The organism is Serratia sp. CoH_134_PS_4 (genome assembly GCF_058190535.1).
The window spans coordinates 78,710-104,414 of record NZ_JBXWKI010000001.1 but is presented as its reverse complement, the minus strand read 5'-3'; the positions used below and the strand labels follow the sequence as shown (position 1 = coordinate 104,414).

Sequence of the window (25,705 nt, the reverse complement as noted above, 5' to 3'; positions counted from 1 at the left end):
ACCTCCGCTAAGCTACCCGTTGGGACGCATGCTGTTGAATCAGTTTTTTCAGTTCTGGCAGACAAGAACCGCAATGGGTGCCGCATTGCAGGCTGGCTCCCAACGCCTTCGCGCTATGACACCCTGACTGGATCGCCGCAATGATGCGATTTTCCCCTACGCCAAAGCAGCTACAAACCGTCGCACCCGCCGCAGGTTGATCGGCGGCTCCACGCCCTGCCAGCAGCGCCAGCCGTTGCGGTCCGCTGGCGGGTGCCTGTTTAAACGCAGTAAGGATCGCCGGTCGATCGAGCGCGGGTGCATGCTGGCGGGCATAAAACGCCAATTGCACCTCGCCTTGCCGCCAGCCAATCAGATGCAGACCCCGCTGTGCCAGCTGTGCCGTTTGCAATGTCAGGCCCGCCAACGTGAAATGCTGCTGTAACCAGGCTTGCCAATCTTCAACCGGTTGCTGCCCAGCCATGATGTAGTGCGTCAAGCCGTCCTGCGCGACCCGGCTCCAGTAAATGCCCTTGGGCGCGGCTACCTCAGCACGCAAAAAAATCTCCGCCTGCCAACTCACTGGCCACGGGCTTACTCGCACCGGCGCATGTTTGCTTTCTGGCTGCCCGGAATCGGCATCCACCACGGGTGGGATCAGGCTGTCAACCCGCCCCTGTCCGGTAAATTGGCCGTTCCAGTGCATAGGAACGAACACGCTGCCGCGACGTTGCCCTGGGCTGCACTGCGCTCGTGCCAGCATCCAGCCATGCGGAGAGCTGAGCCGTACCACGCTGCTGTCAGCAATCCCCAACTCGGCGGCGTCCTGTGGATGTATTTCACAGAAAGGTTCGCTCAAATGGCGCATCAGCCGCGCCGCTTTACCGGTGCGTGTCATGGTGTGCCATTGATCGCGGATACGCCCCGTATTCAGTACCAGTGGATAGCGCTGCGATACCGCATTTTGCGGCAGGCGCGGCGTCACCGGCAGTAATCGCGCCTTGCCGTCAGCATGGAAAAATCGCTTATCACCAAACAAGCGCCGGCAACCGGCAGGATGTTGTTCATTCACCGGCCACTGCACCGGCGTCATGCCTAACCATTGCTGCTTATCCCATCCCGCCAACAGGCCGATGTCAAACGCGCGCGTTCCGTTATTTTCAAATGCGGACAGTGCTGCATGTTCGCTGAAAATCTCTGACGGATGCTGGTAACCAAATGCCTCACCATAACCCATAAGTTGCGCAACCTGGCTGAGGATCCACCAGTCAGCCCGGGCTTGTCCCGGTGGCGACAGAAAAGCACGCTGGCGTGAAATGCAGCGTTCGGAGTTAGTCACGCTGCCCTCTTTTTCCCCCCAGGCCAGCGCCGGCAAGCGAATATGCGCCAACTCGGCGGTATCGGTCATTGCCATTACGTCGGATACCACCACCAGCGGGCATTGCTTCAGCGCCTGCCGTACGGCATCGGCATCGGGCAGAGAGACCGCCGGGTTGGTGCCCATGATCCACACCGCTTTCACCTGCCCGGCCGCTATCGCCTGAAACAACGCCACCGCATTCAGCCCCGGCTGGCGGGCGATGCGGGGTGATTGCCAAAAACGTTGTACCCGGTCGGTCTCTTCGGCGCTGAACCCCATATGCGCTGCCAGTTGATTGGCTAACCCACCCACTTCGCGTCCGCCCATGGCATTGGGTTGACCGGTTATCGAAAACGGACCGCTGCCCGCCCGACCAATGCGCCCCCCCGCCAGGTGCAGGTTGATAATCGCATTGCATTTATCCGCACCACTGGCGGACTGGTTAATGCCCATCGAATAAAGCGTCACCCAGTTGTAGGACGTGGTCAGCAATTGGAAAAACGTCAGTACTGTCCGCAGCGGCAATCCGCAAAACTCTGCGACCCGCTGCGGCGTCCACTCTGCTGCCGCTGCCAATGTCGCCTCTGTGCCACTGGCATGCTGTTGCAAAAAGGCGCTATCCAGGCCGTCCTGTTCAACCAACCAACGCAGTGCGCCCGTAAATAACGCGGCGTCAGTGCCGGGTTGCAGCGGCAAATGTACGTCGGCAATATCACAGGTTGCCGTCTCTCGTGGGTCAATCACCACCACCCGCATCTGCGGGCGTTGCTGCCGCGCTTTCACCAGACGCTGATAGACCACCGGGTGCGCCCACGCAGTGTTAGAACCGGTCAATATCACCAAATCCGCCTGTTCGATATCTTCATAACAACAGGGCACGGCATCGCCACCAAATGCTCGCTTGTAGCCAACCACGGCAGATGCCATACACAACCGGGAGTTGGTATCGATATTGGCCGCACCAATGAATCCCTTCATCAGTTTGTTCGCCACATAATAGTCTTCGGTCAGCAGTTGGCCGGAGGCATAAAACGCCACGGCCTGTGGCCCATGTTGTTCAATAATATGGTTAAAACGCTGCGCCACTTGCCCAAGCGCCCGCTCCCAGGAGGCTGATTGGCCATCGACCTGCGGTTGCAGCAGGCGGCCCGCCAGATCCAGCGTTTCACCCAGCGCACTGCCTTTAACACAGAGCCTCCCCTGATTGGCCGGGTGCGCAGTATCACCGCCAATCGTCAACACACCGTTGTTCTGCTGCGCTATAGTCACCCCACAGCCAACCCCGCAGTAAGGACAGGTGGTGCAATGCACGGCGGTCATGATGTTACGTCCAGCGTTTCGGGCAACGCACTCCGTACCCCCAATGGCGTGCTACACACCCACACTCGGTCTGCCTCCACCTTTACTGGCCAGGCGGTGACCCTGCGTTCGGCATTATCCACGCAGATGCCGTCGCTCAGGCGGAAACGTTGTTTGTACAGCGGGGAAATCACGACGGGCTCGCCCCCCACGTCGCCGAGCAACCCACGTGCCAGCACATTGGCGTCACTGTCAGGCTCTTGGTTAGCCAACGCATAAACACCGCTGCCCGGTAAATTAAACAGGGCGATTTGCCGCTGCCCCAGACGGGCCGCAATTCCCGTATTGTCCGGAATGTCCACCAGTGCGCAGATATCCAGCCATTGTTCTTTTGTGTTCGGCGCCGGTTGCACCTCGATCACTTGGCCACGCTCCTCCCTCGTAGCCGGACGGCGTTGCCCGCGCTCCGGCTGCCAGACGATTGCCTCATCGGGCTGCTCGCTGTTAACAAACGGACGGAACAGCTTCAGACGATCCGGACTGGCGAGCGTGGTTTGCCATTCACATTGGTAATGGCTGACCACAGTTTCCATTTCGGCATCCAATTCGCTACCGATCCCCAGGCTGTCCTGCAAAACCACTTCACGCAGGTAGTCCAGCCCCCCCTCCAGATTGTCCATCCAGGTGCTGGTGCGCTGTAGGCGATCGGCAGTACGAATGTAAAACATCAGGAAACGGTCGACCGTACGGATCAGCGTGGCGGTATCAAGATCGCTGGCAAACAAATCTGCATGGCGTGGTTTCATGCCGCCGTTGCCGCACAGGTACAGGTTCCAGCCTTTATCGGTTGCTATGACCCCAACGTCTTTGCTCTGCGCCTCCGCACACTCTCGGGTGCAGCCGGAAACCGCCATCTTGATTTTGTGCGGCGATCGCAACCCCTTGTAACGGTGCTCCAGTTCGATAGCCAGCGCGGTAGAGTCCTGCACGCCATAGCGGCACCAACTGGAGCCAACGCAAGATTTTACCGTGCGCAGTGACTTGCCGTAGGCATGCCCGGTCTCAAACCCGGCGTCGATCAATTGCTGCCAAATCTCCGGTAATTGCTCCAATCGTGCGCCAAACATGTCAACCCGCTGGCCGCCGGTAATCTTGGTGTAGAGTTGATAGCGCAAAGCGATTTGACCGATGGCGATCAGCCCTGCCGGGGTTATTTCACCGGCCGGTACCCGCGGCACCACCGAGTAAGTCCCGTCTTTTTGGATATTGGCAAAGAAGCGGTCGTTAGTATCTTGCAGGGGCAGATGCGGAGGTTTGAGCAGATACTCATTCCAACACGACGCCAGAATAGATCCCACCAGTGGTTTACATACTTCGCAGCCGTGACCATGACCATGCCGGGCCAAGAGCTCATCAAAGGTGCGGATATGGCCAACGCGAACCAGGTGATACAGCTCCTGGCGTGAGTAAGCGAAATGCTCGCAAACGTCTTTTTTTACCACCACGCCACGCTGCTGCAGTTCATGTTCCATCACGTGTTTAACCAGTGCAGCGCAACCGCCACAGCCGGTCCCCGCTTTGGTGCAGGCTTTCACCGCGGCCAAATCGCCACACCCTTGGGCCACTGCGTCGCTGATGTTGGCCTTGCTGACGTTATGGCAGGAGCAAATCTGCGCCGTTGCCGGCAGCGCCGATACCCCCAGTGCTTTCGGCATCACCCCGGACGAGGTGGGTAAAATCAGGCTTTCCGGTGCGGCAGGCAACGGCATATCATTGAGCATCATTTGCTGTAGTGTGCTGTATTCGCTGCTGTCACCTACCAATACCGCGCCCAGTAACCGTTTACCGTCAACATCGATGACCATTTTTTTATACACCTGCGCCGGGCCATCGACCCAATTGTAACTTTGGCTGCCCGGCGTATGCCCGTGGGCATCGCCGATCGAGGCAACCTCGACACCCAACAGTTTCAGTTTGGTGCTCATGTCCGCGCCGCAGAACACGCTATCGTGCCCCGCCAAGCAATCCGCCAGCGTACGCGCCATCTGATAACCCGGTGCCACCAGTCCGAAAATTTGCCCGTTCCACAACGCACATTCGCCGATGGCGTAGATCGCCTCATCACTGGTTCGACACTGGCTATCGATCACGATGCCACCGCGTGCGCCCACCTCCAGCGCCGCAGCACGAGCAAGTTGGTCACGGGGACGAATTCCGGCGGAAAAAAGAATTAAATCAGCCTCTAAGCGTTCATCATCAGCAAAAACCATGCAGTGACGGTGTAACGAACCGTCAATAATCGCCTGCGTTTGTTTACCGGTATGCACGCTGACGCCCAACGCTTCAATTTTTTTGCGCAGCATGGCTGCACCACCGTCATCGAGCTGTACCCCCATCAGGCGCGGGGCAAACTCGACCACGTGGGTGTTCAAGCCAAGCTGGCGCAGCGCGTTGGCGGCCTCCAACCCGAGCAGGCCGCCGCCGACCACCACCCCCACGCGGGCAGTGCTGGCGCAGTCCGCAATGGCGTCCAGATCCTCAAGTGTGCGGTAAACCAGGCAACCCGGACGGTCGTTGCCTGGAATGGGCGGAACAAAGGGGTAAGAACCGGTTGCCAGTACCAGTTGGTCATAGGCCGTTTCACGACCTTCGGCATCAATCACGCATTTACGTTGGCGATCGATAGCGCAAACTGCCTGTCCCAAGCGCAGCTCTATACCGTTCTGCTCGAAGAAGCCAGCCGCCACCATTGACAGCGAGTCTGCACTGCGGCCGGAAAAAAACTCGGACAAATGTACCCGGTCATATGCCGCGACCGGCTCTTCGCCAAACACCACAATGTGGTACTGCTGGTGCAACTCACGAATAACCAGTTGTTCCAGGAAGTGATGCCCAACCATGCCGTGTCCGGCAACCAACAGAACGGGTTTGTGCATATCAGAAATCCTCTCTTCAGACGCCATTGGCGCCTCAGGTTCACTATGGCCAAACAACAGGGCATCCGGTTGTTGAACCGGTTGGCTAAGCTGTTGCAGATAAAAGGCGCTGTCCTGAGCGTCGCCATACAGCACCACGCCCTGTAATCTGCCGTCACGTACCAGCAACCGACGGTAATGCTGCACCTGTGGATCTTCAGCGTGATAAGTCTCAGTCTGCGCGCCTGCCGCCATTTCCCCAGCGCTGAATACTTCAATCCCGCTCACCTTCAGACGGGTATGCAGTGGGGTCGGTCGATAACCCGCCACTGATTCACCACTCAGTTGTTGTGCCAACAGCCCGGCCTGCTGCCAGCAAGGCGCCACCAGGCCGAAGGTTGTGCTGCCAAACTGGGCACATTCACCGATGGCGAACACGGTGGGATCGTCAGTTTGCATCCGATCGTTGATCACAATGCCGCGATCGCAAGCCAGTCCAGCAGCCTGTGCAAGGCTGATCTCAGGTCGTACACCCATGGCAATGACCACCAGTTCACAGTCCAGTTGTTGCCCATTGCTCAACGTGGCGCGGCTCACCCGATCGCTGCCATGAAATTGGTTAACCTCACACCGCAACCGGCATTCGATACCCCGTTGCCGCAAGGTATGTTGCAGCATCCGTCCTGCATGTGCGTCTAACTGCCGCTCCATCAAGTGCTCGCCACGGTGCACCACGGTGACCCCCATGCCGCGCTGCGCCAGCGCTGCCGCCGCTTCAATACCCAAAACCCCGCCCCCTACCACCAACGCTGGTCTGCCTGTGCCGCAGTGACTCAGCATTGCCTCAACGTCATCCAGCGTGCGAAAGCCATAAATGCCCTTTAATGTCCCCCCCTCTACCGAGGGCCGTAACGGGCGCGAACCGGTAGCGAACACCAGCAGGTCATAAGGCAGTTGATGCCGGGCCGTGATTACGCACTTTTGCTGCCGATCGACCCTCAACGCAGGCTCTCCAGACAGCAGTTGCACACGGTGTTGCCGATACCAGTCATCGTCATGCAGCAGGGTATCGGCAAACGTCTTGTCTCCTGCCAGCACGGGTGACAGCAAAATACGGTTGTAATTGCCGCGTGGCTCATCACCAATTACCGAGATGGCATAACGCTCAGGTACTCGCTGGCACAGGGTTTCCACCAACCGCATACCGGCCATGCCGTTGCCAATCACCACCAGTTTGGATTTGTCCATCTTCTGGCTCTCATGCCGCTTTCGCGTGCTTCTCATAAAGGAACTTCAGCACCTGCTGACGGTAATGGTGATAGTCCGGGGAGTCCGCTAGCTCAACCCTTGAGCGTGGGCGTGGCAGTGCCACGTGCAGAATTTCGCCGACGGTGGCCGAGGGGCCATTGGTCATCATCAATACCCGATCCGACAGCAGCACCGCCTCGTCCACATCATGAGTAATCAGCACCAGGGTGGTATGCAAACGCTGCTGGATTTCCATCACCGCATCTTGCAAATGGGCGCGGGTCAGCGCATCCAGCGCACCAAAGGGTTCGTCCATCAAAAGTACCTTGGGTTTCATCGCCAGCGCGCGAGCAATGCCGACGCGTTGTTTCATACCGCCAGAAATTTCGTGTGGCCGTTTGTGTAGCGCGTGACTCATGTGCACCAACGCCAGGTTGTGTTCGATCCAGTCACGCATTTCGCTGCGGTTCATCTCTTGGCGAAACACCTGATGCACCGCCAACGCCACGTTCTCATAGGTGGTCAGCCACGGCAGCAGCGAATGGTTTTGAAACACGACGCCCCGGTCCGGGCCAGGCCCGGTAATATGCTGGTTATCGCACAACAGCACGCCGTCACTGGGCAACGTAAGCCCGGCAATCAAGTTCAGCAGGGTTGATTTACCACAGCCGGAATGGCCGATCAGGCTGACTGTCTCTCCGGCCTGAATATCAAAACTCACCCTATCCAGTGCGATAAATTCCCCTTGTGGCGTAGCAAAGCGCTGGCTGACGTTTTGGACCTGAATAATGGGTTTCATGGCGTGCTCCTTAACGACTCTGATAGCTAAAACGTTTTGCCAACAACATCAGCCCCTGCTCTAGCAGCAACCCGACCACGCCGATCACAATGATGGCGATAATGATGTTTTCGACGTTGAGGTTGTTCCACTCATTCCAGATCCAAAAACCGATGCCGACGCCGCCGGTCAGCATTTCTGCCGCCACGATCACCAGCCAGGCAATACCTATCGACAGGCGCACGCCGGTCAATACGTAAGGCAGCACCGCCGGGAAAAGGATTTTGCGCATCACCGTCCACTCCGACAGCTTGAGCACCCGCGCCACGTTGAGATAATCCTGCGGAATACGCGTGACGCCTTCCGCGGTATTGAGGATCATCGGCCAGATCGAACAGATGAAAATGGTCCATGTTGACGCCGGTTCCGCACGTTGGAACAGCAGCAGACCAATCGGCAGCCAGGCCAATGGGCTCACCGGGCGCAACAGCGAAATGATCGGGTTAAGCATGTTGGCCAGAAACGCAAAGCGCCCCAGCAGAAAGCCGGCAGGGATCCCCACCAGCGCCGCCAGCCCAAAACCCGTCGCCACGCGCTGCAACGAAGCCAACACGTTCCAGCCAATACCCTGGTCGTTCGGCCCGGCGGAATAAAATGGATCGGCAAACAGCACCAGAGCCGCCTGCCAGGTGGCCCAAGGCGTAGGAAACCCCTTGCTGTTAAGCGCCGCTATTTGCCACACCACCAAGGTCAATATCACCCCCAAAAGCGCAGGTATCCCGCGACGAAAACACCGCTGAAGGTATAAACGCCAACGAGGAGCACGCGGCGACGACGGAGTGCTCGGTCGCTTCAATGGCACAATTTGCGCACTGACTTCCACACCTGATGACACAGGAATATCTCTCCGTTCAGCCAGATTCTTCATTGGTTACCTCAGCGCTTTAAAGTGAAACCGTTGGCGTATTCCGCCGGATTGCTGCCGTCCCATCGTTTGCCGTCAAACAACGTGCTGGTGCGCATATCGCTGGCGGGCAAACTCACCCCACCCACCGCGCTGGCTGCCTGTTTGTAGATCTCAATACGGTTTATTTTCTGGGCAACGCCCAGATAATCAGGTTCGGTATTCAGCAGGCCCCAACGCCGATGCTGTGTCAGGAACCACATACCGTCGGACAAATAGGGATAGCTCACCTCCCCATCGTGGAAAAAGCGCATCGCGTGGGCATCTTGCCAAGACTTGCCCAGGCCGTTTTGATACTGACCGAGCATGCGACCGGTAATGATTTCCGGTTTGGTATTGATATAGGCGCGCCCTGCCACGGTGTTCGCCGTTTCCTGGCGAGTGGCATCTGAACTGTCGATCCAGCGTGCGGCATCCAATACCGCAGCAGTCAGCGCACGCGCACTGTTGGGGTGAGTCGCCACCCAGTTACCTGTCGTACCCAGCACCTTTTCCGGATGATCGGGCCAAATATCCTGACTGGTGATCGCGGTAAATCCGATGTTCTCGGCAATCGCACGTTGGTTCCACGGCTCACCTACGCAGAAGCCGCTCATGTTGCCGATCTTCATGTTCATCACCATCTGCGGCGGCGGCACCACGACGTTACGTACGTCATCAAACGGATGGATACCGGCGTTCGCCAGCCAGTAATACAGCCACATGGCGTGGGTACCGGTTGGGAAGGTTTGGGCAAAGGTATAAGTCCCTTTGGCGCTGGCATCGACAGCCTTTTTCAACGTCGCCGCATCGGTGACACCGGCTTGTTTCAACTGATTGGAAAGCGTAATCGCCTGACCGTTATTGTTGAGTGTCATCAACACGGCCATATCATGCTGCGGCCCTGCGGCACCCAGCTGCAGGCCATAAACCATGCCGTACAACACGTGCGCCGCATCCAGCTCGCCGGACAGCAATTTATCGCGCACCGCTGCCCAACTGGCTTCCTTGCTTGGGATGATTTTGATGCCGTACTTCTGATCAAACTGTTTCACCGCAGCCATCACCACAGACGCGCAGTCGGTGAGAGGAATAAAGCCCACGCGGATCTCTTTTTTCTCCGGTGCGTCAGAGCCTGCGGCCCAGGCAGCATTCATCAGACCGGGCAACATCATGCTGCCGCCCAGCGCCGCGCTACCGGCCAGAAAACGGCGGCGCGTCAAGCTAAGCCCCGGGGGTTTTGTGTGCGTCATCAGCAAGTCCTTCAATCAGGCGATAAAATAAAAAAGGCGTCCCATCAGCACATTCCACCGTTGGGGTGAACATGCTGAAAGGACGCCTTTATCCAAAATATTATTGGTAACCCGACCGCCATTGGCCGGGTTACGTTTTATTTAATGCAGCTTGCGTGCCAACTCCGTAACCCGTGGATTTTCCGGCGCAACGCGCCACCGCGCCTTGCATTGTGGTTTTTTCTGCACAGTCGCAAGGCAGTAACTGCACTGACTGTGTGCATATACTCCTTAGGGAGTATCTCCTGCCGGTGGCAAAATATCCGCTACCGCCAGCATGGCGTTGGCGATATCAATCAGCCGCCGATTTTGGTTCATCGCCATGTTGAGCAGTAACCGGTGGGCCTGTGCCTCCGTCAGCCCCCGATGCTGCATCAGCAGCCCTTTGGCACGCTCAATTTCTTTGCGCTCATGCAGTGTTGCCCGCGCCGTTGCCAGTTCCTCCGACAAGACCTGTAACCGTTGTGACTGCTGTTGGATCAGCTCCAGCATCGAGCGTCCCAGACGTGGATTGATGCCGTCCCCCACCAGCGGCGACGCATCCCCCAAGGGCGCGGCCACGAACACTGCGTAGCTTTCTTTCGCCTGCGGCGGAACATCACCCACGCAATCCGTCGCTAGCGCGCGCTGGGCCTGCGCCAGACTATGGCGACAACTGGCCATCAGTGCCTCTTCCAACCGGTCCTCAATGTGCTTCATCAGATCGATACGCGCACTGGTAATCTCGAACCAACGCAGGCTGCTATCAGCGCGATCGCTCAGTTGCAATTGGGTGCACGCGATACGACGCAGGCGCTCAAATTCGCGGTCATCCTGCTGTTGCATACGTTGCCATTGGTCTAACGAGGATTGATCGGCAAACTCACTGAAGGTATGAAAACAGCGCTCCTGTCCCTCAATAAGCATCAAAAGTTGTTGGTGTGCCGTATTATCAAAACGCATAGCGGCGAAACCGGCCGAGCCGATCGCCCGCTCTTGCCCCGCCAACTCCTTGCCCTGCATAAAGCTGAACATAGCGATCAAAGCGCGTGCCGTTCTGGGATCCACGCAGGCGTCCGCCGCTTCGAATACCAGCGCCAACAAACTGTGAATGATGTCATTGAACGTGTTCATTGCCACAGGTTGCAACATCTGCCGCTGCTGCACTTGACGGCGAAGTTCAGGCAAAGCCGTAAGATTATGCAACGCGCAGGCAATACGGCTGAACAGACGGCTGGCGCTGACCAGCGGAGCGCTATTGTCGTCCAACTGCGCCAACTGTCGTTGCACTTCAAGCTCGGCCTGCTCCACGTCCTGAGCGCGTCCGGCTAGCCGCTCGCTGAACAGCGCTCCTTGCGAACAGAGGTAAATATTGACGGTACCGCGTTCCCGCTGGAGCACATGGATCAGTTGGCTGACCCGACCAACCAACTTCCCCATCTGCAACAGCTGCTGCAACAGGGTAATTTCACAACGTTTTGAAGCCAGCAAAAAATCGCCGGCGCGAGAAGGGAAAGCGTGATTACGGCTCATGACAGGATCCCCGAGTCGGTAAATACACCTCATCCTGCAAAAGCCGTGCCGTGGGGAACTACTTACTCACGCGATCCAGGTACAGCATGCTGTTGGCGATATCCACGTTGGCGTCTTTGACGTTATCGCGCAGAGCCACCAGGGTTTGCCCCTGTAGCGCCACGACGTAAGGGGAACTGGCCTGCACTTCGCGCTGAAGTGTGGCATAACGGGCAGCGCGTTGTGCGCCATCGCCTTCCGCCGCTGCCGCACGAGTTTCTGCACTCAACGCCGGGATATTCCACTGGGTACGCCAGGCCAGGGTTTTCGGCCCATCCGGCACGTTGTAGGCGAAGGCGCTGGCGTTGGTGTTTGGATCCAAATAATCGGCGCCCCAATAGGTGAAAATGGCCTGGAAATCACGGCTGCGCATTTTGCCCCACAGGTCACTCTCCACCACCGGATGGATAGCCAATTGCAAACCCGCCTTGGCAAAGCTGGCCTGCAACGCTTGGGCTATATCGGTATAAGGCGGTTGGTTGATGACGATCAGATCAATGCGCGTCCCTTCGGCGATCCCGGCGTCATGCAAAATCCGTTTGGCCTTGTCCACGTCGAGTCTGAACGGTTGATTGTCGATGGCACCGTCCAGCCCCAGCGGCAGAAATGCCTGATGGACGCGGTATTGCCCCTTCAACAGGGTGTCAGCAATCGCCTGGTAGTCCACCAGCCAGCGCGCCGCCTGCCACAGGGCGGGGTTACTCAACGCCGGTACCTGTTTGCTGCCGGTGTTGAAACCGAGGTAATAGACCTTGGCCGAGTCCTGCTGTTCTATGCGGATACCCGGTTCTTTACGCAGCGAATTGAACTGATCGGCCCCCAGGTCATAGGCCACGTCTGCGTCCCCCTTGAGTAACAATAACCGTCGAGTCCCGGCATCGCTAACATTCTTTAGCAGCACCGTTTTCAGTTTTGCCTGCGGTTGAGCGTAGTCGTTGCGACTGAACAGCAGTGCCTCATGCGGGACATAGTTGCTGACACGATAGGGGCCGGCCCCTGCGGAATTCGAGCGCAACCAAAGGTTGCCGTAGTCTCCCTGTTGGCTGTGTTCATTCAACAGCTTTTCATCGACGATGGACGCTACTGGTGCAGTCAATAGCCGCAACGCCAGTCCGCTGCCGATGCTGGCCGACCAGCTCACGCGCAACTGGCTGTCACTCAGCTTCGTCAATTGGCTCGCAACATTATCCGGCGTCCAGCCTAACTCACCGAGAATAAACGACGGTGCCTTGTTCAGCTTTACCGCACGCACCAGCGAGAAAATCACGTCTTCGGGCCGCACCGGGTTACCGGAAGCAAAGCGTTGGTTAGCCTTCAGGGTAAAAATCAGGCTGTGGCCGTCCGCCCCCGCCACCCACCCACTGGCCAGCTCCGGAGCCAGTTTTTCCGGTGTGGTTCGGTCCGGCGTAAGTAACCGCTGGTACAAATTGACCAGGTTGGCCGAACTGACGGTTTCAAAGCTCTCCGCCGGATCCAGGCTGATGATGCCTTCCAGCGAACTGACCACCACCAGCGTGTCTTTTGGGGTGACCGCTTGCGCACCATAACTGGTTACCAGGGCACTGAATAATAAGGTCGGGATGAACCGTTTCATAAGATGCACTCTCCAAAATCACGCGGATGCGCTATTTTTCGAGTGTAGGGGCAGCGGCTTAGCAGAAGAACGACTATAAATTGCTTTATTTATTACCAAGATGGATATGCCCGCCACGTTGGCGGGCATAGGCTCAAGCAAGGATCCGGCCCTGCGCCATCGCCACCGAGCGATCGCACATGTGATCGATAACATCGGCATCGTGACTGACCAGGATCATCGTTAAATCCCCCGCCTGTTTCAGTTCGTTGAGCAAATTGAGGATCTCCGCCTGCACCGACATATCCAGTGCCGAGGTGGGCTCATCGAGTAACAACAGCTTGGGTTTTAGCAACAGCGCGCGCACTATCGCCACCCGTTGACGCTGCCCGCCGGAAAGCTGATGGGGATAGCGATCCAACAAACGGGGATCTAAGCCTACCTGACGAAAACCGGCGCTGATTTTCTGCTCGATATCACTCTCTTTCAGCAATTTCAGCGGCTCCGCCAATGTGCGCAGCAAGCGGTGTTTGGGGTGCAGCGACGCGTAGGGATCCTGAAAGACCATTTGTACCTCACGCCGCAGCGTGCCGGTAAAAGGCCGCCCCGGCTGTAGATCACGGCCCAACAGGTGGAACTCCCCGCTCCAGTGTTCATTCAATCCGGCCAGCACCCACAGCAGCGACGACTTACCGCAGCCGGAAGGGCCAACGAGGCCGAAACACTCACCCTGCTCAATATGCAGGCTGACATCATGTACCACGGTGCGCAATTCATAGCCCTGCCGGTGGCTGACACTGAGATTGTCCAGGGTAATCAGGCTCATTTCAGTGACTCCAGCAGCGCACGATCCAGCACAGGCAGCTGTTTGCCGTGCGTTTCCCGGCTTGGCCGACATGACCACAGCGTGCGGGTATAGGGATGAGTGGCCGTGGCCAGGCGATCGGCAGGTAACTGATCCAGCAGTTCACCCTTGTACATCACCAGCACCCGTTCGCAGTAATGCGCCACTTGCTGTAAATCATGACTGATCAAAATCAGGCCCATATTACGTTGCTCAACCAGATTTTCGATCAGTTGCAGTACCTGATCGCGCATCTGGTGATCCAGCGCTGACGTTGGCTCATCGGCAATCAGTAATTGCGGATCGTTAATCAGCGCAATCGCCAACATCACGCGTTGCCCCATGCCCCCGGACAGCTGGTGCGGGTAGCGTTGACGTAGCGCAACCGGATCGGGCAACCCCACCGCGGCCAGCATATCCAGCACCTTCTCCCGCCGTTCGGCACGCCCAAGGCGGGTATGCAGTAACAGCGGCTCTTCCACCTGACGGCCAATTTGTTGGGTCGGGTTCAGTGCATGTTTGGGATCCTGCATCACCATTGCCACTTTGTTACCACGCAGGCGGTTCCACTGACGTTCATTCAGCCGCGTCAGATCGTCTCCCCCTAGCGTCAAACGCTGCGCCTGCAACTGTAACGGTGGCGGCAGCAGCCCCATCAAGGCGCGTGCAGTCAACGATTTGCCCGAGCCGGATTCGCCCACCAGCGCCATCCGTTCCTGGCCCATGCTGAAAGAAATCCCTTTTACCAACGGCTGTGCCCCTGGCAATGCCACCGTCAGCCGTTCAACGGTCAATAAGTTGTTATCAATGCCCATGACGAGGATCCATTTTATCGCGCAGGCCATCGCCCAACAGGTTAAAGGCCAGGCTGGCAAACAGGATTGCTCCGCCCGGTGCGGCGGCCACCCACCACTGATCAAAAATCACTTTACTGCCTTCGGCGACCATCGATCCCCATTCCGCAGTGGGCGGTGCCACACCCATACCGAGAAAACCTAAACCGGCGGCAGACAAGATAATCCCGCCCAGGCTCAATGCAGCACGCACCACCGCACTTGGCAGGCACAACGGCAATATATGGCCAGCCATCAGCCGCAAACCGCCAATGCCCTGCATACGCGCGGCCGCCAGATAATCACTGCGGCGCAGCGCGAGCGTTTCCGCCCGTGCCTGCCGGGCAAACGACGGCCAACTGGTCAATGCCAGCGCCAGAGCGCCATTCATCAACCCGGGGCCTAGCACCGCGACAAACGCCAACGCGATCACCAGGCTTGGCAATGACAGAAAAATATCGGTGACACGCATTAGAATGCGCTCCACCCAGCCGCCGAGGTAACCGGCGCTAATGCCCACCAACAAACCAATAGGAATGGTCAGCAGCAGGATCAATGACACCAGAATTAATGTTGGCCGCGCGCCATAAATGACCCGTGACAACAGATCGCGGCCAAAGCCGTCAGTCCCCAGCCAATGACCGGAGGACGGCGGCAATAGCCGCATCTCTATATGCTGTAGATTGGGATCAAAGGGGGCCAACCAGGGAGCCAGCAGTGCGGTGAGGATCAAAATCGCCACCAGCGTGGCGCCCAACGTCAGCGTGGTCAACTTGCCACGCGAGCGGTAAACGGCAGCCGGCTCGCTCTGGGGTTCATGTTCAGAAAGGTATTGGCTCATCGGGTTCGCGGGTCCACTAAATAGGTCAGCGCGTCAGCCAGCGCGTTAAGCACCACAAAACAGGTACCGATCAACAAGGTCGCGCCAAGAATGGCTGGCGTATCCGCGGCAAACAATGCCGTAGTCAGATAACGCCCAACGCCCGGCCAGGCAAACACTGTTTCAGTCAACACTGCACCTTCCAGCAGGCTGGCATAGGACAGCGACAATACCGTAATCAGTGTACCGAGCACGTTGGGAAACACATGGCGCAACAAAATGCGCGTGCGGCTGGCACCTTTGGAGCGCGCCAGGGTCACGTACTCTTTATTGCACTCTTCCAGCATGGCTGCACGCAGCAAGCGGGTGATGCCCGCCATCGACAGTAATGCCAGTGCCACCACCGGCAACCACAAATGACTGATGGCGTTATAGAACATCTCCCGATCGCCGGATAACCAACTGTCGATCAGGATAAACCCGCTGCGGGGTTCCATGCTGTACAGATAGATGTCGTCCAGCCGGCCCGGCCCTGCAGACCAATGCAGCGTGGCGTAAAACAACAACAGCCCCAACAGGCTAAGCCAGAAGATGGGCACGGAATACCCGATCAACGACAGCAGACGGGCCACGTTATCTAGCCATCCGCCCGGTTTAATCACTGCGAGAAACGCCAGCGTAATGCCACCGACCGCACCGAGGAGAATGGCGCACGTCGCCAGCTCCACCGTCGCCGGGAAGGTGCGCAGCAAATCACTCAAGACCGGCTGCGAAGTAATGCGCGAGATGCCCATATCCCCGTGGGCCAGATGAACCAGATAACGCCAGAATTGCACCGGCAAAGGTTGATCCAACCCCAGATCGTGACGTACCTGGGCATAAGTAGCTTCGCTGGCGTGATCGCCGGCGATCTGCAACGTAGGGTCAATCGGCGCCAAATGCGAAAGCATAAAGGTGAATAACAGTAGACCAAGCAGCGTTAGCGCCAAAGACAGCAAGCCGGTGAACAGCCTGCGCCCCCAGCGCCAACTACGCCGGGCGAACCCGGCGGAGGGAATACGGCTTATCATTACTTGCTGACCTTGCTGTAGAACACCATGTCAGGGTTAATGCCCTGCTCGTAGCCTTTGAGATTGTCACGCACCGCAATCAGGCTCCGCGCCTGCAAGCCAATCACGAACGGCGAGCTTTGCTGAACGGCCTGCTGCAACTGTTGATAATCTGCCACCCGTTTGGCGGTGTCATTTTCCGCCGTTGCCGCCAGCGTCAATTTACTTAGCGCAGGAATTTGCCAGTTGGCACGCCAGGCCAAGGTCTTGCTGCCGTCTTCCGGGTTATAGGCGAAAGCTGCGGCATTGGTGTTCGGATCAAAATAGTCCGGCCCCCAGGAGGTCAACGTCGCATCGTAGTTCAGGGATTTTACCTTGGTAGAGACTTGCGCACTGAGGCCCGGCACCAGATCCACCTTTACCCCACCTTGCGCAAAGCTGGCCTGCAATGCCTGCGCAATATCCAGATACGGCGGCTGATTGTTGACTTCAAGCTTAAAGCTGACATTTTTAAGACCGGCCTTCGCCAGAATGTCTTTGGCCTTGCTCGGGTTAAAACTGTAAGGCTGATCTTTTAACGCCCCCAGGTAACCGTCTGGCAGGAATGCCTGATGCGTCTGGAACTGGCCTTTCAACAGATCGTCAGCAATGCCTTTATAGTCGAACAACCAGCGCGCCGCTTCCCAGAAGGCCGGGTTACCCAATGCCGGTGACGCCTTGGCGTTGAACTGCAAGAAATAGAGCGACGCATACGGGATAGCCAGCGGCTTGACACCCGGCTTACCTTTCAGGGCCGCCATCTGATCTGCACCCAGGTTACGCGCAATGTCCGCATCCCCCTGCTCAATCAGCAAGCGGCGGGCAGCCGGATCAGGTACGTTTTTGATCAGGATGGTTTTCAGGTTTGGTGCGCCTTCCGGCGAGGTGGGATTGGCATCAAGCACCACCACCTCGTGCGGTACATAGGTACGGATTTTATACGGACCACTGCCCGCGGAATGGCTATTTAGCCACTGGTGACCCAGATCATCCCCCTGCTGATGCGCCAAGGCTTCTTTGGCATCAACAATTGAGGACACCGGAGCCGAAAGCAGGCTCAGCACAAATGCCGGGCTGACGTTTTCACTCCAGCTGATTTTTACCCGTTGGTCATCCACTTTGCTCAAGTATTGATCGACGTTTTTCGCATTCCAACCCAATTGAGTGAGGATAAACGACGGCTCTAAATTCAACTTCACCACGCGCGACAGCGAGAAGATTACGTCTTCCGGGCGTAACGGGTTGCCGCTGGCGAATTTCGCATCCGGGCGCAGTGTAAACGTCAGGCTGCGGTTATCGCTGCCCGCCTGCCATTCACTGGCCAGCGTCGGCTTAAGCGCGATCGGGTTTTGAGGATCTGACTGAATCAGGCGCTGGTACAGGCTGTTGAACGACTGCACCGTGGTTAATTCAAACCCCTGAGCCGGGTCAAAGCTAACAACGTCATCGATTGATTGGGCAATCACCAAGGTATTGGCGGGGGTTGCCGCCTGGGCACTGAAACTGGCTGCCACAGCCAAAAACACCAAAGAGGGAACGAACGCTTTCATCAAAATCTCTCCAACCGGATGGAATTTATAGTAATTTCGCGAGTGTATGTGAGAGCCATCGGCAGGCGAAGGTACTTAAACAACTATAGATATTCTTTTTATGTCTATAGCTGAGATTTTGATTATTAAGCAGGCGACGCGCTGCTAACAGCACGCAATCTACGCCGCCTGGTTTGAAAGCGGTATCCACGTTATCTTTCGCCGGGCACGGCGCCTGGCCCGGTTTCCATCATCTTCAGGATCAGATTTGGTAGTCGATCACCGTATCCAGCTGTGACGAAAATACCTTGTCTTTGATTTCCGTCAGCGACAGCGTCGGGTTGCATAGCTGGATAAACCGCCATGCATAGTTACGTTGTAACTGACTGCGTTTCAAACCTAACCAAACGGTGTTGGGTTCAAACAGGTGTTCCGCGTTAAGGCTGACCAGCCCGTGATCGCGCTCCTTCTCGTACGACATGTCTGCCAACACGCCAACCCCTAGCCCCAATTCGACATAGGTTTTGATCACGTCGGAATCCTGTGCACTTAGAGCGATATCCGGCGTCAACCCGGCGGCTTTAAACGCGCTGTCCAGCCGTGAGCGGCCGGTAATGCCCTGTCGATAAGTAATCAGCGGCAAGGTGCTGAGCATTTCTAGCGTCACCTGCGGTTGGCGAGTCAGTTCATGCCCTTCCGGCACCAGAATGGTGTGATGCCAGCGGTAATAGGGAAACGCCGCCAGGGATTCATCACTCATCAACCGCTCGCTGGCAATACCTATATCGGCTTCACCGGAAGCCAACATACCGACGATTTCCTCGGGGCTGCCCTGATTCAGTACCACGCGCACCCGCGGATACAACGCCCGGAACTCTTTAATCACCCCCGGTAAGCTGTAGCGCGCCTGGGTATGAGTGGTCGCAATGTGTAGCTGCCCAGTGTCGTTGCTGCTGAATACGTCCGCCAAACGGCGGATATTATTGGCGTCATTCAGGATGCGTTCAGCCACGACCAGCAGCTCTTTACCCGGCTCTGTCATGCCTAATAAACGCTTGCCGCGACGAATAAATATCTCAATGCCCAGTTCTTCTTCCAGCTCCCGAATATGACGGCTCACCCCAGATTGGGAGGTAAATAACGTGTTGGCCACCTCGGTCAGGTTATAGTTGCAGCGCGCCGATTCCCGAATGATTTTTAATTGTTGAAAGTTCATCCACTCCCCCCTGTCGAGCAATATTGTTAATCACAGTGATACGGAATCTGACCTGAGGGGACAAATAAGAAATAACCTTTAGTTATGCATTTTCATGCTAAGTGGATTTTTCACCACGGTGAATTCATTGTTTCTTCGGATAAAATAAAACAATCCTTTCAAAATTAAACAGATATATATCCACAGTTAAATTGTGGATTATGTATTCATACAGAATAAAGTTATTAACTATAGGTATTAGATATATATGGCCTAAATCATTCAACTGACATCGCAGTGGTACGACGCAGGTAAGACCGACGGATGAACCGCCAAATATGAAGGGGATAAACGAAAAGAGGTTCAGCATGCTGAACCTCTCGAAAATGCAGGGTGTTGATCACGCCGTCGCTTCGCCGCCGATAGGGCCTGAGGTATTTTGTTGCAGCCACTGTTGTACATAGCTAACCAAGTCACCAATGCAGTCGTCCTTCATGCCGTGGTTTTTCAGCTCGTTATCCAGTGCGAACAGGTACTGGGCATTGGTGCCTAATGGCCCGCTGGCGCTGGCGATCAACGGGGCGATCACCTGATGGCTGGTGTCTTCTTCAAACAGTGGATGCTGTGAGTTCATGACAAACACCAACGCGGTGACGACTTTACCATCGGCCAACCGAAGATCGCACCAGGTCGGCAAATAGCAGTTGGTCACCATTTCGCGTTTCCACAGCAGCTCCAACTCTTCGCGCAGTTTGCTTTCGGGCAGTCGGAACGCCAAGCCTGTGGTATTGCCGCCCTCTTTCAATGCCAGCATACGCCCAGGTTGATGCAGCGTACCGCGCCCGGCGGTTAGCCGCAGGCAGAAAGCGCGATGCCAGCCATGCAGCGTAGCCGGTCGCACCTCTTCAGATTCAAACACCGGATTCCACATCAATGAACCGTAGCCGAAGACCCACACGGGGCTATTATCTGGCCGACGGGATAAAGTACAATCCAGCGAGGCCGCACGCTGCTCTGATGTCAGTAACAGCGACTCCTCAATGGTGCCGAATGCTGTTTTGCAATCCGCATTTTGCAGAAAATCTCGCGTTAACACCTTAACAACCTCCCGGGAATAGGATTGCTCATACTCCCTAGCCACTGTTCAATCTTAATTATTGAGTGCGGAATTTTATTAATTAATTACCTTTCGCACGTTAATAATGACCTTATTCTTTTCTCGGTGAGCAATCAAGTTTCAAACGATGTTTAAGGTGAAAAAGTATTTGTACTCGTGAGCAATAATATCGAAAGTTAAAATACTAAATCTAAGCATGTCGAGATTTCGCTTTTTTGCATTCGTTACCCCCGGAGATCCGAGAGCGACCCAATCACCGATTTGTGTGGCTAGCGCTGCGCCAATCAGCAAACAATTCTCATTATCAAATGGCATGATATACTCACCGCCAAACGAACATAAGGAGAACCCCGTGACTACCGAAGCCCCACGCTCACGCGCGCCCTACCTGATTGCAGTCAGTGCCATTCGCGATATTACCCCACACCTGCGCCGTATCACCTTTACTGCGCCCGACCTGGGTTATTACCCGGCTAACGCTGCCGCCGCACACATTAAGGTTTTTCTGCCGCTTGAAGGCCAGATGCAGCCTGACTTGCCAACGCTGACCGAAAATGGCCCACGCTGGGCGGCAGATGCAGTACGCCCGATCGTCCGCACCTATTCCATCCGTGCGGTACGCCCAGAACAGGCAGAAATCGATATCGAGTTTGCTATACACGATCACAGCGGCCCGGCCGTTAATTTTGCCCGTGAGGCTAAAGCCGGCGATAAAATTGGTATCAGCAATCCCGGCGGCCCTAAACCGATGTTGCCAGAGGCTGATTTCTACTGTCTGGCTGGCGATCCGTCTTCATTACCTGCGCTGGCAGCATTGTTGGAAAATTTACCGGCAGCCAGCGAAGGCCATGCCTTTATCCGTGTCGATAGCGCAGCCGACGTGATCGACCTGAAAAAACCTGCGGGCTTTGAACTGAGCTGGATTATTGGTGGCACCGAGAAAACAGCAGAATTGGTTACGCAGTTTTGCGCCTTACCCTTGCCACAAGCCGACACCCAATACTGGCTGGCGGGTGAAGACCGGCTGGTGGTCGAACTGCGCCGCTACCTGCGCCGTGAGCGCCAATGTGATCGTAATCAGCTTTATGCCGTACCTTACTGGCGTGAGGGTCTAAATGAAGAGGGTTATCATAATAAACGGCATGAAATTATGGATAATATTGACGCCTGACGATATTTTTTCCCTTTATTAACCATACAATAGATGCAGAGACTGCAATTTATGTGCCGTTAATGAGTAAAACTCAGCTCACTGCGTAAAAGTAAGTAAAGAAAACCGCATCCGATGCGGTTTTTTTGTTAATCTAGTCACAGATCCCCAAAATAATCCTGCTGCATCGCGGCTGCACGCGTTGACCCGCAAGGTGAGGCCACGGATGAGCCGAATCGCAACGCAGCTAAAAAAATGCGGCTTGAAGGATAAGAGGGACAACGCAAGCCTAGGCTTTTTTACGTTAACAACATCACATCATTCCCCGGCGCGAGCCACTGGGTGTATCCTATTATTATTAAATGTAAATATACCCATTGCATTTCAAGCTGCGACTTGCAAGGCGACGGGTAAACATTCTGGATGCGCAGAGCTGTCCTTAATGGCAGTCAGCGATGACGGGACCACGCTGTTTGAGAAGGAGTACCATCGAAATGAAGTCGCAAAACGATCCTGGCCGATCCAAATCCCGCCACACTGAATACTCACTGCTTTTCCCGATTGCCGCACTGGTGGTACTGAATCTGTGGGGCACTACCAGCAATTTCCCGCTGATCGTCGGCATTAACATTGTTGCTCTGATCGGTATTCTCAGCAGCGCCTTCAGCGTCGTCCGCCATGCCGACGTGCTGGCTCACCGTTTGGGTGAACCCTATGGCTCGCTGATCCTCAGCCTGTCCGTGGTCATCCTGGAAGTGAGCCTGATTTCCGCGTTGATGGCGACCGGCGATGCCGCGCCGGCGCTGATGCGCGATACGCTCTATTCCATCATTATGATTGTCAGTGCCGGGCTGGTGGGTTTTGCCCTGCTGCTTGGCGGCCGCAAATTTGCAACCCAATACGTTAACCTGGGCGGCATTAAGCAGTATTTGATGGCCATATTCCCGCTGGCAGTGATTGTATTGGTGTTCCCAAGTGCCCTGCCGGGTGGCAACTTCAGTACCGGTCAGGCGCTGCTGGTCGCGGTCATTTCCGCGGCTATGTACGGTGTGTTTCTGGTTATCCAAACCAAAACTCACCAGAGCCTGTTTGTCTACGAGCACGAAGATGACGATGGCGATCCGCACCACGGTAAGCCTTCCTCGCACAGTAGCGCCTGGCATGCCGGTTGGTTAGTGGTGCATTTGATTGCGGTAATCGCGGTGACCAAGTTCAACGCCAATCCGCTGGAAGGTTTGCTGACCAAGGTAAATGCACCGGCGCAGTTTACCGGCTTCCTGGTCGCACTGTTGATCCTGTCACCTGAAGGTTTGGGCGCACTGCGCGCGGTCTTGAACAACCAGGTGCAACGCGCCATGAACCTGTTCTTCGGCTCCGTGCTGGCCACCATCTCCCTGACGGTGCCCGCGGTGACCATCATCGCCACGCTGACCGGGCAAACGCTGATCTTCGGCCTGCAGACCCCGCATATCGTCGTGATGCTGACGGTGTTGCTATTGTGCCAGCTGTCGTTCTCGACCGGCAGAACCAACGTACTGAACGGCACTGCGCACCTGGCGCTGTTCGCCGCTTATATGATGACTATCTTTGCCTGAATAACCGATGGGCGCACGTGCTGCGCCCATCGTCTTTACACTAGATTGCGAAAAACACGCCCGCCGCGATACCGCCAAACAAAATCCATTTAATGATGTAATAGCCAGTACGGTTCCACGCTTTTAACCGTTTCCCCACTTTGCGCACCGCATAGATGTACTTGAACAGCTTATTGACGCCACCGGTGCGATCGCCCTCTTCATTTGGCGCGGTAGCCGCACTCATCAGGTTGCGGCCCAACCAATGGTTGATAGCTTGCGCCCAGCGAAAACGCATTGGCCGCTCGATATCACAAAACAGAATCAGCCGGTTCTGCCCACTCTGGTTTTCGGCAAAATGCAGATAGGTTTCATCAAACATCACGCCCTCGCCGTCGCGCCAGCTGTAGCGCTCACCGTCCACTTCAATAAAGCAGCGGTCATCATTCGGCGTAATCAACCCCAGGTGATAACGCAACGAGCCGGCGTAAGGATCGCGATGCCGCGGCAAACGGCTACCGTCCGGCAGTTCGGCAAACATTGCTGCCTTGACCGAAGGCAGGCTGCGCAGCAGCGCGGTCGTTTGCGGGCACAGGCTCATCGCCGATGGATGGCTGTCTTCATACCACTTGAGATAAAAACGCTTCCAGCCGGTTTTGAAGAATGAATTGAAACCGGCATCGTTAAATTGATCCGAGGCTTTAATCTGCTGGATCGCCATTAACTGCTGCCCTTCATCACGAATGGTTTGCCAATTATCCCGCAGCACCTGTAGCTCTGGGAATTGCTCCGGCTTCAAATAAGGCGTGGTCGGCACCCGTGAAAACAGATACATAAAAACATTCATCGGTGCGGTAAAGGTGGAATGATCCGAAAGCTGCCGCCAGAAGTTATAACGCACCCGGCCACGGTAATGCACATACACAACGCATAAAATAAATAGAAGTAAAATAATGTATTTCATGATTGAACCGCATTGAAGATCCCAACACCCTGTACGCCAATCCAGCGTACACCCCAGTTATTTCCTTTTGGCGGATGAACCGCGTCGCCCTTCCGGAACACCACTAATCATTAACGCTAATTAAACGGAAATCTATACAAAAAACCACAATAATTTACACAAAAGCTAAACGAGCGGGGATTAATGGCAGGCAAGAAAAAGGCCGCCGAGGCGGCCTTTGGTGAGCAGGCAGGTGTTAACTGTAGGCGTTGAGCGTGCGCTGGCACAGGGCGGAGCGGACGCAGTCTTGTTTATCAAAGCGGATGATACCGATCATGTCATCCTCTTCGAAGCGCTCCATCGCGTCGCTGAGGCCGGACTTCACGCCGCGCGGCAAGTCGCATTGGGTTATGTCACCATTTACGATTACCGTTACATTTTCGCCCAAGCGGGTCAGGAACATCTTCATCTGGCTGGCAGTGACGTTCTGGGCTTCATCCAGGATAACCACCGCATTTTCGAAGGTGCGCCCGCGCATGTAGGCGAAAGGCGCGATCTCTACCTTGCCGATTTCCGGACGCAGGCAGTATTGCATAAAGGACGATCCTAAGCGGCGCACCAGAATGTCATACACCGGGCGGAAATAAGGGGCGAACTTCTCAGAAATATCCCCAGGTAAGAAACCGAGGTCTTCATCCGCCTGCAGAACCGGACGAGTAACAATTATCCGATCCACTTCTTTGTGTATAAGGGCTTCTGCCGCTTTCGCGGCGCTGATAAATGTTTTGCCGCAGCCGGCTTCACCGGTGGCAAAAATCAACTGCTTCTTATCTATGGCTATTAAGTAATGACCCTGAGCTTCGGTTCGTGCCAAGATGGGAGAGCTGTCGCGCTTGTCTCGCGCCATGCCGATAGACTCAACACCACCCATTTGTACCAGCGAGGTTACGGACTCTTCTTCAAGCTGGCGATGACTACGAGCGTCACGACGAATAACGCGTTTCGCTTCACGACGTGCTTTGATCACTGCTTTTTGTCTCATAGTGGCACCTTACAGTTTGTTTCACCTACCGCAACGGCCTGGCCGTGCGATTATGTTTCACATACAGATGCGATTTTGGCTCCCTTTTGAGCCAGCGATAGCCAATAGAAAACGTGAATACCCGGCAGGCATTTCGGCATGTCGATTTTTCACGGGACAACGCGATTGTGACATTAAACGTAGAGTAGAAAGTGACAAGAGTTTGTGTTGCCGGGAATGCGTTTTGGTCAGGAAAAGAGTGTCGGAGAGAGAGCCCTCGTTACAACGAGTCATCAGGAAAGGTTTGTTATTTTCTCTTTCTAGCCCAACCAAGGACTTTACCATTAGCGATCCCCGCAGTGATATTTACAGCTTCGAGCTGTGCACCGTGTGAAAACTACCGCCAGATGATTACAGTATAATGACATTCATCTCTCGCGCGTTGCTAAAATGTAAAAAAGATTAATATTTTTTGTTTTCAGCCGCTGCAAGAACACTATATCACGCCGAATATGTCATTCAATAAAATTTTTTAATTATTAAATATCAATACTTTATGATTAAAATCGGCAAATGACATTTCGGTTTCCTGATTAAATTTTAAACAAACAAAAAACTGCCGTTCTTACCCCATTTATAAATAAAAAAGGCGG

General features: G+C 55.5%; 18 protein-coding genes. 2 read left to right on the top strand and 16 right to left on the bottom strand.

Annotated elements, in window-relative coordinates; all coding sequences use genetic code 11:
- Positions 1-7: 7 nt before the first annotated feature.
- From AC2FCQ_RS00495 to AC2FCQ_RS00430, 14 genes are all read right to left on the bottom strand, one after another.
- Positions 8-2,659 (bottom strand): nitrate reductase, encoded by a 2,652-nt coding sequence (locus AC2FCQ_RS00495; protein ID WP_490308162.1) that lies wholly within the window; start codon positions 2,657-2,659, stop codon positions 8-10.
- The gene (gene nirB / locus AC2FCQ_RS00490; protein WP_490308160.1) at positions 2,656-6,801 is read right to left on the bottom strand and encodes a nitrite reductase large subunit NirB; all 4,146 of its coding nucleotides are present in this window, start codon (positions 6,799-6,801) and stop codon (positions 2,656-2,658) included. The genes AC2FCQ_RS00495 and nirB overlap by 4 nt, the downstream gene beginning before the upstream one ends.
- Before the next feature lie 10 nt (positions 6,802-6,811).
- Positions 6,812-7,600 (bottom strand): ABC transporter ATP-binding protein, encoded by a 789-nt coding sequence (locus tag AC2FCQ_RS00485; RefSeq protein WP_404759371.1) that lies wholly within the window; start codon positions 7,598-7,600, stop codon positions 6,812-6,814.
- A gap of 10 nt (positions 7,601-7,610) precedes the next feature.
- Entirely contained in the window at positions 7,611-8,507 is an 897-nt protein-coding gene (gene ntrB, locus AC2FCQ_RS00480; protein ID WP_490308158.1) for a nitrate ABC transporter permease, read from the bottom strand.
- A gap of 8 nt (positions 8,508-8,515) precedes the next feature.
- Positions 8,516-9,775: a CmpA/NrtA family ABC transporter substrate-binding protein gene (locus AC2FCQ_RS00475; protein WP_209635426.1), complete on the bottom strand. Its 1,260-nt coding sequence runs from the start codon at positions 9,773-9,775 to the stop codon at positions 8,516-8,518.
- A gap of 270 nt (positions 9,776-10,045) precedes the next feature.
- Positions 10,046-11,326, bottom strand: a complete 1,281-nt coding sequence (locus AC2FCQ_RS00470) for a nitrate regulatory protein (RefSeq protein ID WP_209635428.1) — start codon at positions 11,324-11,326, stop codon at positions 10,046-10,048.
- Positions 11,327-11,384: 58 nt separating this feature from the next.
- Positions 11,385-12,959 (bottom strand): ABC transporter substrate-binding protein, encoded by a 1,575-nt coding sequence (locus AC2FCQ_RS00465; protein ID WP_490308157.1) that lies wholly within the window; start codon positions 12,957-12,959, stop codon positions 11,385-11,387.
- A 133-nt stretch (positions 12,960-13,092) separates the two neighbouring features.
- Positions 13,093-13,764 carry an ABC transporter ATP-binding protein gene (locus AC2FCQ_RS00460; RefSeq protein WP_209635433.1) on the bottom strand — a complete coding sequence of 224 codons (672 nt, stop codon included), beginning with the start codon at positions 13,762-13,764 and terminating at the stop codon, positions 13,093-13,095.
- Positions 13,761-14,597 (bottom strand): ABC transporter ATP-binding protein, encoded by an 837-nt coding sequence (locus tag AC2FCQ_RS00455; protein WP_490308156.1) that lies wholly within the window; start codon positions 14,595-14,597, stop codon positions 13,761-13,763. Before AC2FCQ_RS00455 ends, AC2FCQ_RS00460 begins: the two co-directional genes overlap by 4 nt.
- Positions 14,587-15,456 carry an ABC transporter permease gene (locus AC2FCQ_RS00450; protein ID WP_209635436.1) on the bottom strand — a complete coding sequence of 290 codons (870 nt, stop codon included), beginning with the start codon at positions 15,454-15,456 and terminating at the stop codon, positions 14,587-14,589. The genes AC2FCQ_RS00455 and AC2FCQ_RS00450 overlap by 11 nt, the downstream gene beginning before the upstream one ends.
- On the bottom strand, positions 15,453-16,505 hold the full coding sequence (locus tag AC2FCQ_RS00445) for an ABC transporter permease (protein ID WP_490308155.1): 1,053 nt from the start codon (positions 16,503-16,505) through the stop codon (positions 15,453-15,455). Before AC2FCQ_RS00445 ends, AC2FCQ_RS00450 begins: the two co-directional genes overlap by 4 nt.
- Positions 16,505-18,073, bottom strand: coding sequence for an ABC transporter substrate-binding protein (locus AC2FCQ_RS00440; protein WP_490308154.1), 1,569 nt, complete (start codon positions 18,071-18,073; stop codon positions 16,505-16,507). The genes AC2FCQ_RS00445 and AC2FCQ_RS00440 overlap by 1 nt, the downstream gene beginning before the upstream one ends.
- Positions 18,074-18,314: 241 nt before the next feature.
- Positions 18,315-19,268, bottom strand: coding sequence for an HTH-type transcriptional regulator Cbl (cbl, locus tag AC2FCQ_RS00435; protein WP_209635451.1), 954 nt, complete (start codon positions 19,266-19,268; stop codon positions 18,315-18,317).
- Positions 19,269-19,647: 379 nt separating this feature from the next.
- Entirely contained in the window at positions 19,648-20,343 is a 696-nt protein-coding gene (locus tag AC2FCQ_RS00430; RefSeq protein WP_265553816.1) for a gamma-glutamylcyclotransferase, read from the bottom strand.
- A gap of 373 nt (positions 20,344-20,716) precedes the next feature.
- On the opposite strand from AC2FCQ_RS00430, the gene AC2FCQ_RS00425 reads away from it, so the two are divergent.
- Positions 20,717-21,535, top strand: coding sequence for a siderophore-interacting protein (locus AC2FCQ_RS00425; RefSeq protein ID WP_404759365.1), 819 nt, complete (start codon positions 20,717-20,719; stop codon positions 21,533-21,535).
- Between the two features lie 473 nt (positions 21,536-22,008).
- Positions 22,009-23,109 carry a sodium-potassium/proton antiporter ChaA gene (gene chaA / locus AC2FCQ_RS00420; protein WP_209635458.1) on the top strand — a complete coding sequence of 367 codons (1,101 nt, stop codon included), beginning with the start codon at positions 22,009-22,011 and terminating at the stop codon, positions 23,107-23,109.
- Between the two features lie 40 nt (positions 23,110-23,149).
- Here the strand turns inward: chaA and lpxO are convergent, their stop codons facing one another.
- Together lpxO and phoH are read right to left on the bottom strand one after the other, a co-directional pair.
- Positions 23,150-24,052 (bottom strand): lipid A hydroxylase LpxO, encoded by a 903-nt coding sequence (gene lpxO, locus AC2FCQ_RS00415; protein ID WP_209635468.1) that lies wholly within the window; start codon positions 24,050-24,052, stop codon positions 23,150-23,152.
- Positions 24,053-24,287: 235 nt separating this feature from the next.
- Positions 24,288-25,073: a phosphate starvation-inducible protein PhoH gene (gene phoH, locus AC2FCQ_RS00410; protein WP_209635493.1), complete on the bottom strand. Its 786-nt coding sequence runs from the start codon at positions 25,071-25,073 to the stop codon at positions 24,288-24,290.
- Positions 25,074-25,705: the final 632 nt, after the last annotated feature.

Excerpts from the sequence above, each read along its gene's own strand:
- AC2FCQ_RS00485 (WP_404759371.1), bottom strand. The coding sequence starts at position 7,600 with ATGAAACCCATTATTCAGGTCCAAAACGTCAGCCAGCGCTTTGCTACG.
- AC2FCQ_RS00470 (WP_209635428.1), bottom strand. The coding sequence starts at position 11,326 with ATGAGCCGTAATCACGCTTTCCCTTCTCGCGCCGGCGATTTTTTGCTG.
- cbl (WP_209635451.1), bottom strand. The coding sequence starts at position 19,268 with ATGAACTTTCAACAATTAAAAATCATTCGGGAATCGGCGCGCTGCAAC.
- chaA (WP_209635458.1), top strand. The coding sequence starts at position 22,009 with ATGAAGTCGCAAAACGATCCTGGCCGATCCAAATCCCGCCACACTGAA.
- nirB (WP_490308160.1), bottom strand. The coding sequence starts at position 6,801 with ATGGACAAATCCAAACTGGTGGTGATTGGCAACGGCATGGCCGGTATG.
- AC2FCQ_RS00440 (WP_490308154.1), bottom strand. The coding sequence starts at position 18,073 with ATGAAAGCGTTCGTTCCCTCTTTGGTGTTTTTGGCTGTGGCAGCCAGT.
- phoH (WP_209635493.1), bottom strand. The coding sequence starts at position 25,073 with ATGAGACAAAAAGCAGTGATCAAAGCACGTCGTGAAGCGAAACGCGTT.
- AC2FCQ_RS00445 (WP_490308155.1), bottom strand. The coding sequence starts at position 16,505 with ATGATAAGCCGTATTCCCTCCGCCGGGTTCGCCCGGCGTAGTTGGCGC.
- AC2FCQ_RS00455 (WP_490308156.1), bottom strand. The coding sequence starts at position 14,597 with ATGGGCATTGATAACAACTTATTGACCGTTGAACGGCTGACGGTGGCA.
- AC2FCQ_RS00475 (WP_209635426.1), bottom strand. The coding sequence starts at position 9,775 with ATGACGCACACAAAACCCCCGGGGCTTAGCTTGACGCGCCGCCGTTTT.
- lpxO (WP_209635468.1), bottom strand. The coding sequence starts at position 24,052 with ATGAAATACATTATTTTACTTCTATTTATTTTATGCGTTGTGTATGTG.
- AC2FCQ_RS00450 (WP_209635436.1), bottom strand. The coding sequence starts at position 15,456 with ATGAGCCAATACCTTTCTGAACATGAACCCCAGAGCGAGCCGGCTGCC.
- AC2FCQ_RS00460 (WP_209635433.1), bottom strand. The coding sequence starts at position 13,764 with ATGAGCCTGATTACCCTGGACAATCTCAGTGTCAGCCACCGGCAGGGC.
- ntrB (WP_490308158.1), bottom strand. The coding sequence starts at position 8,507 with ATGAAGAATCTGGCTGAACGGAGAGATATTCCTGTGTCATCAGGTGTG.
- AC2FCQ_RS00465 (WP_490308157.1), bottom strand. The coding sequence starts at position 12,959 with ATGAAACGGTTCATCCCGACCTTATTATTCAGTGCCCTGGTAACCAGT.
- AC2FCQ_RS00495 (WP_490308162.1), bottom strand. The coding sequence starts at position 2,659 with ATGACCGCCGTGCATTGCACCACCTGTCCTTACTGCGGGGTTGGCTGT.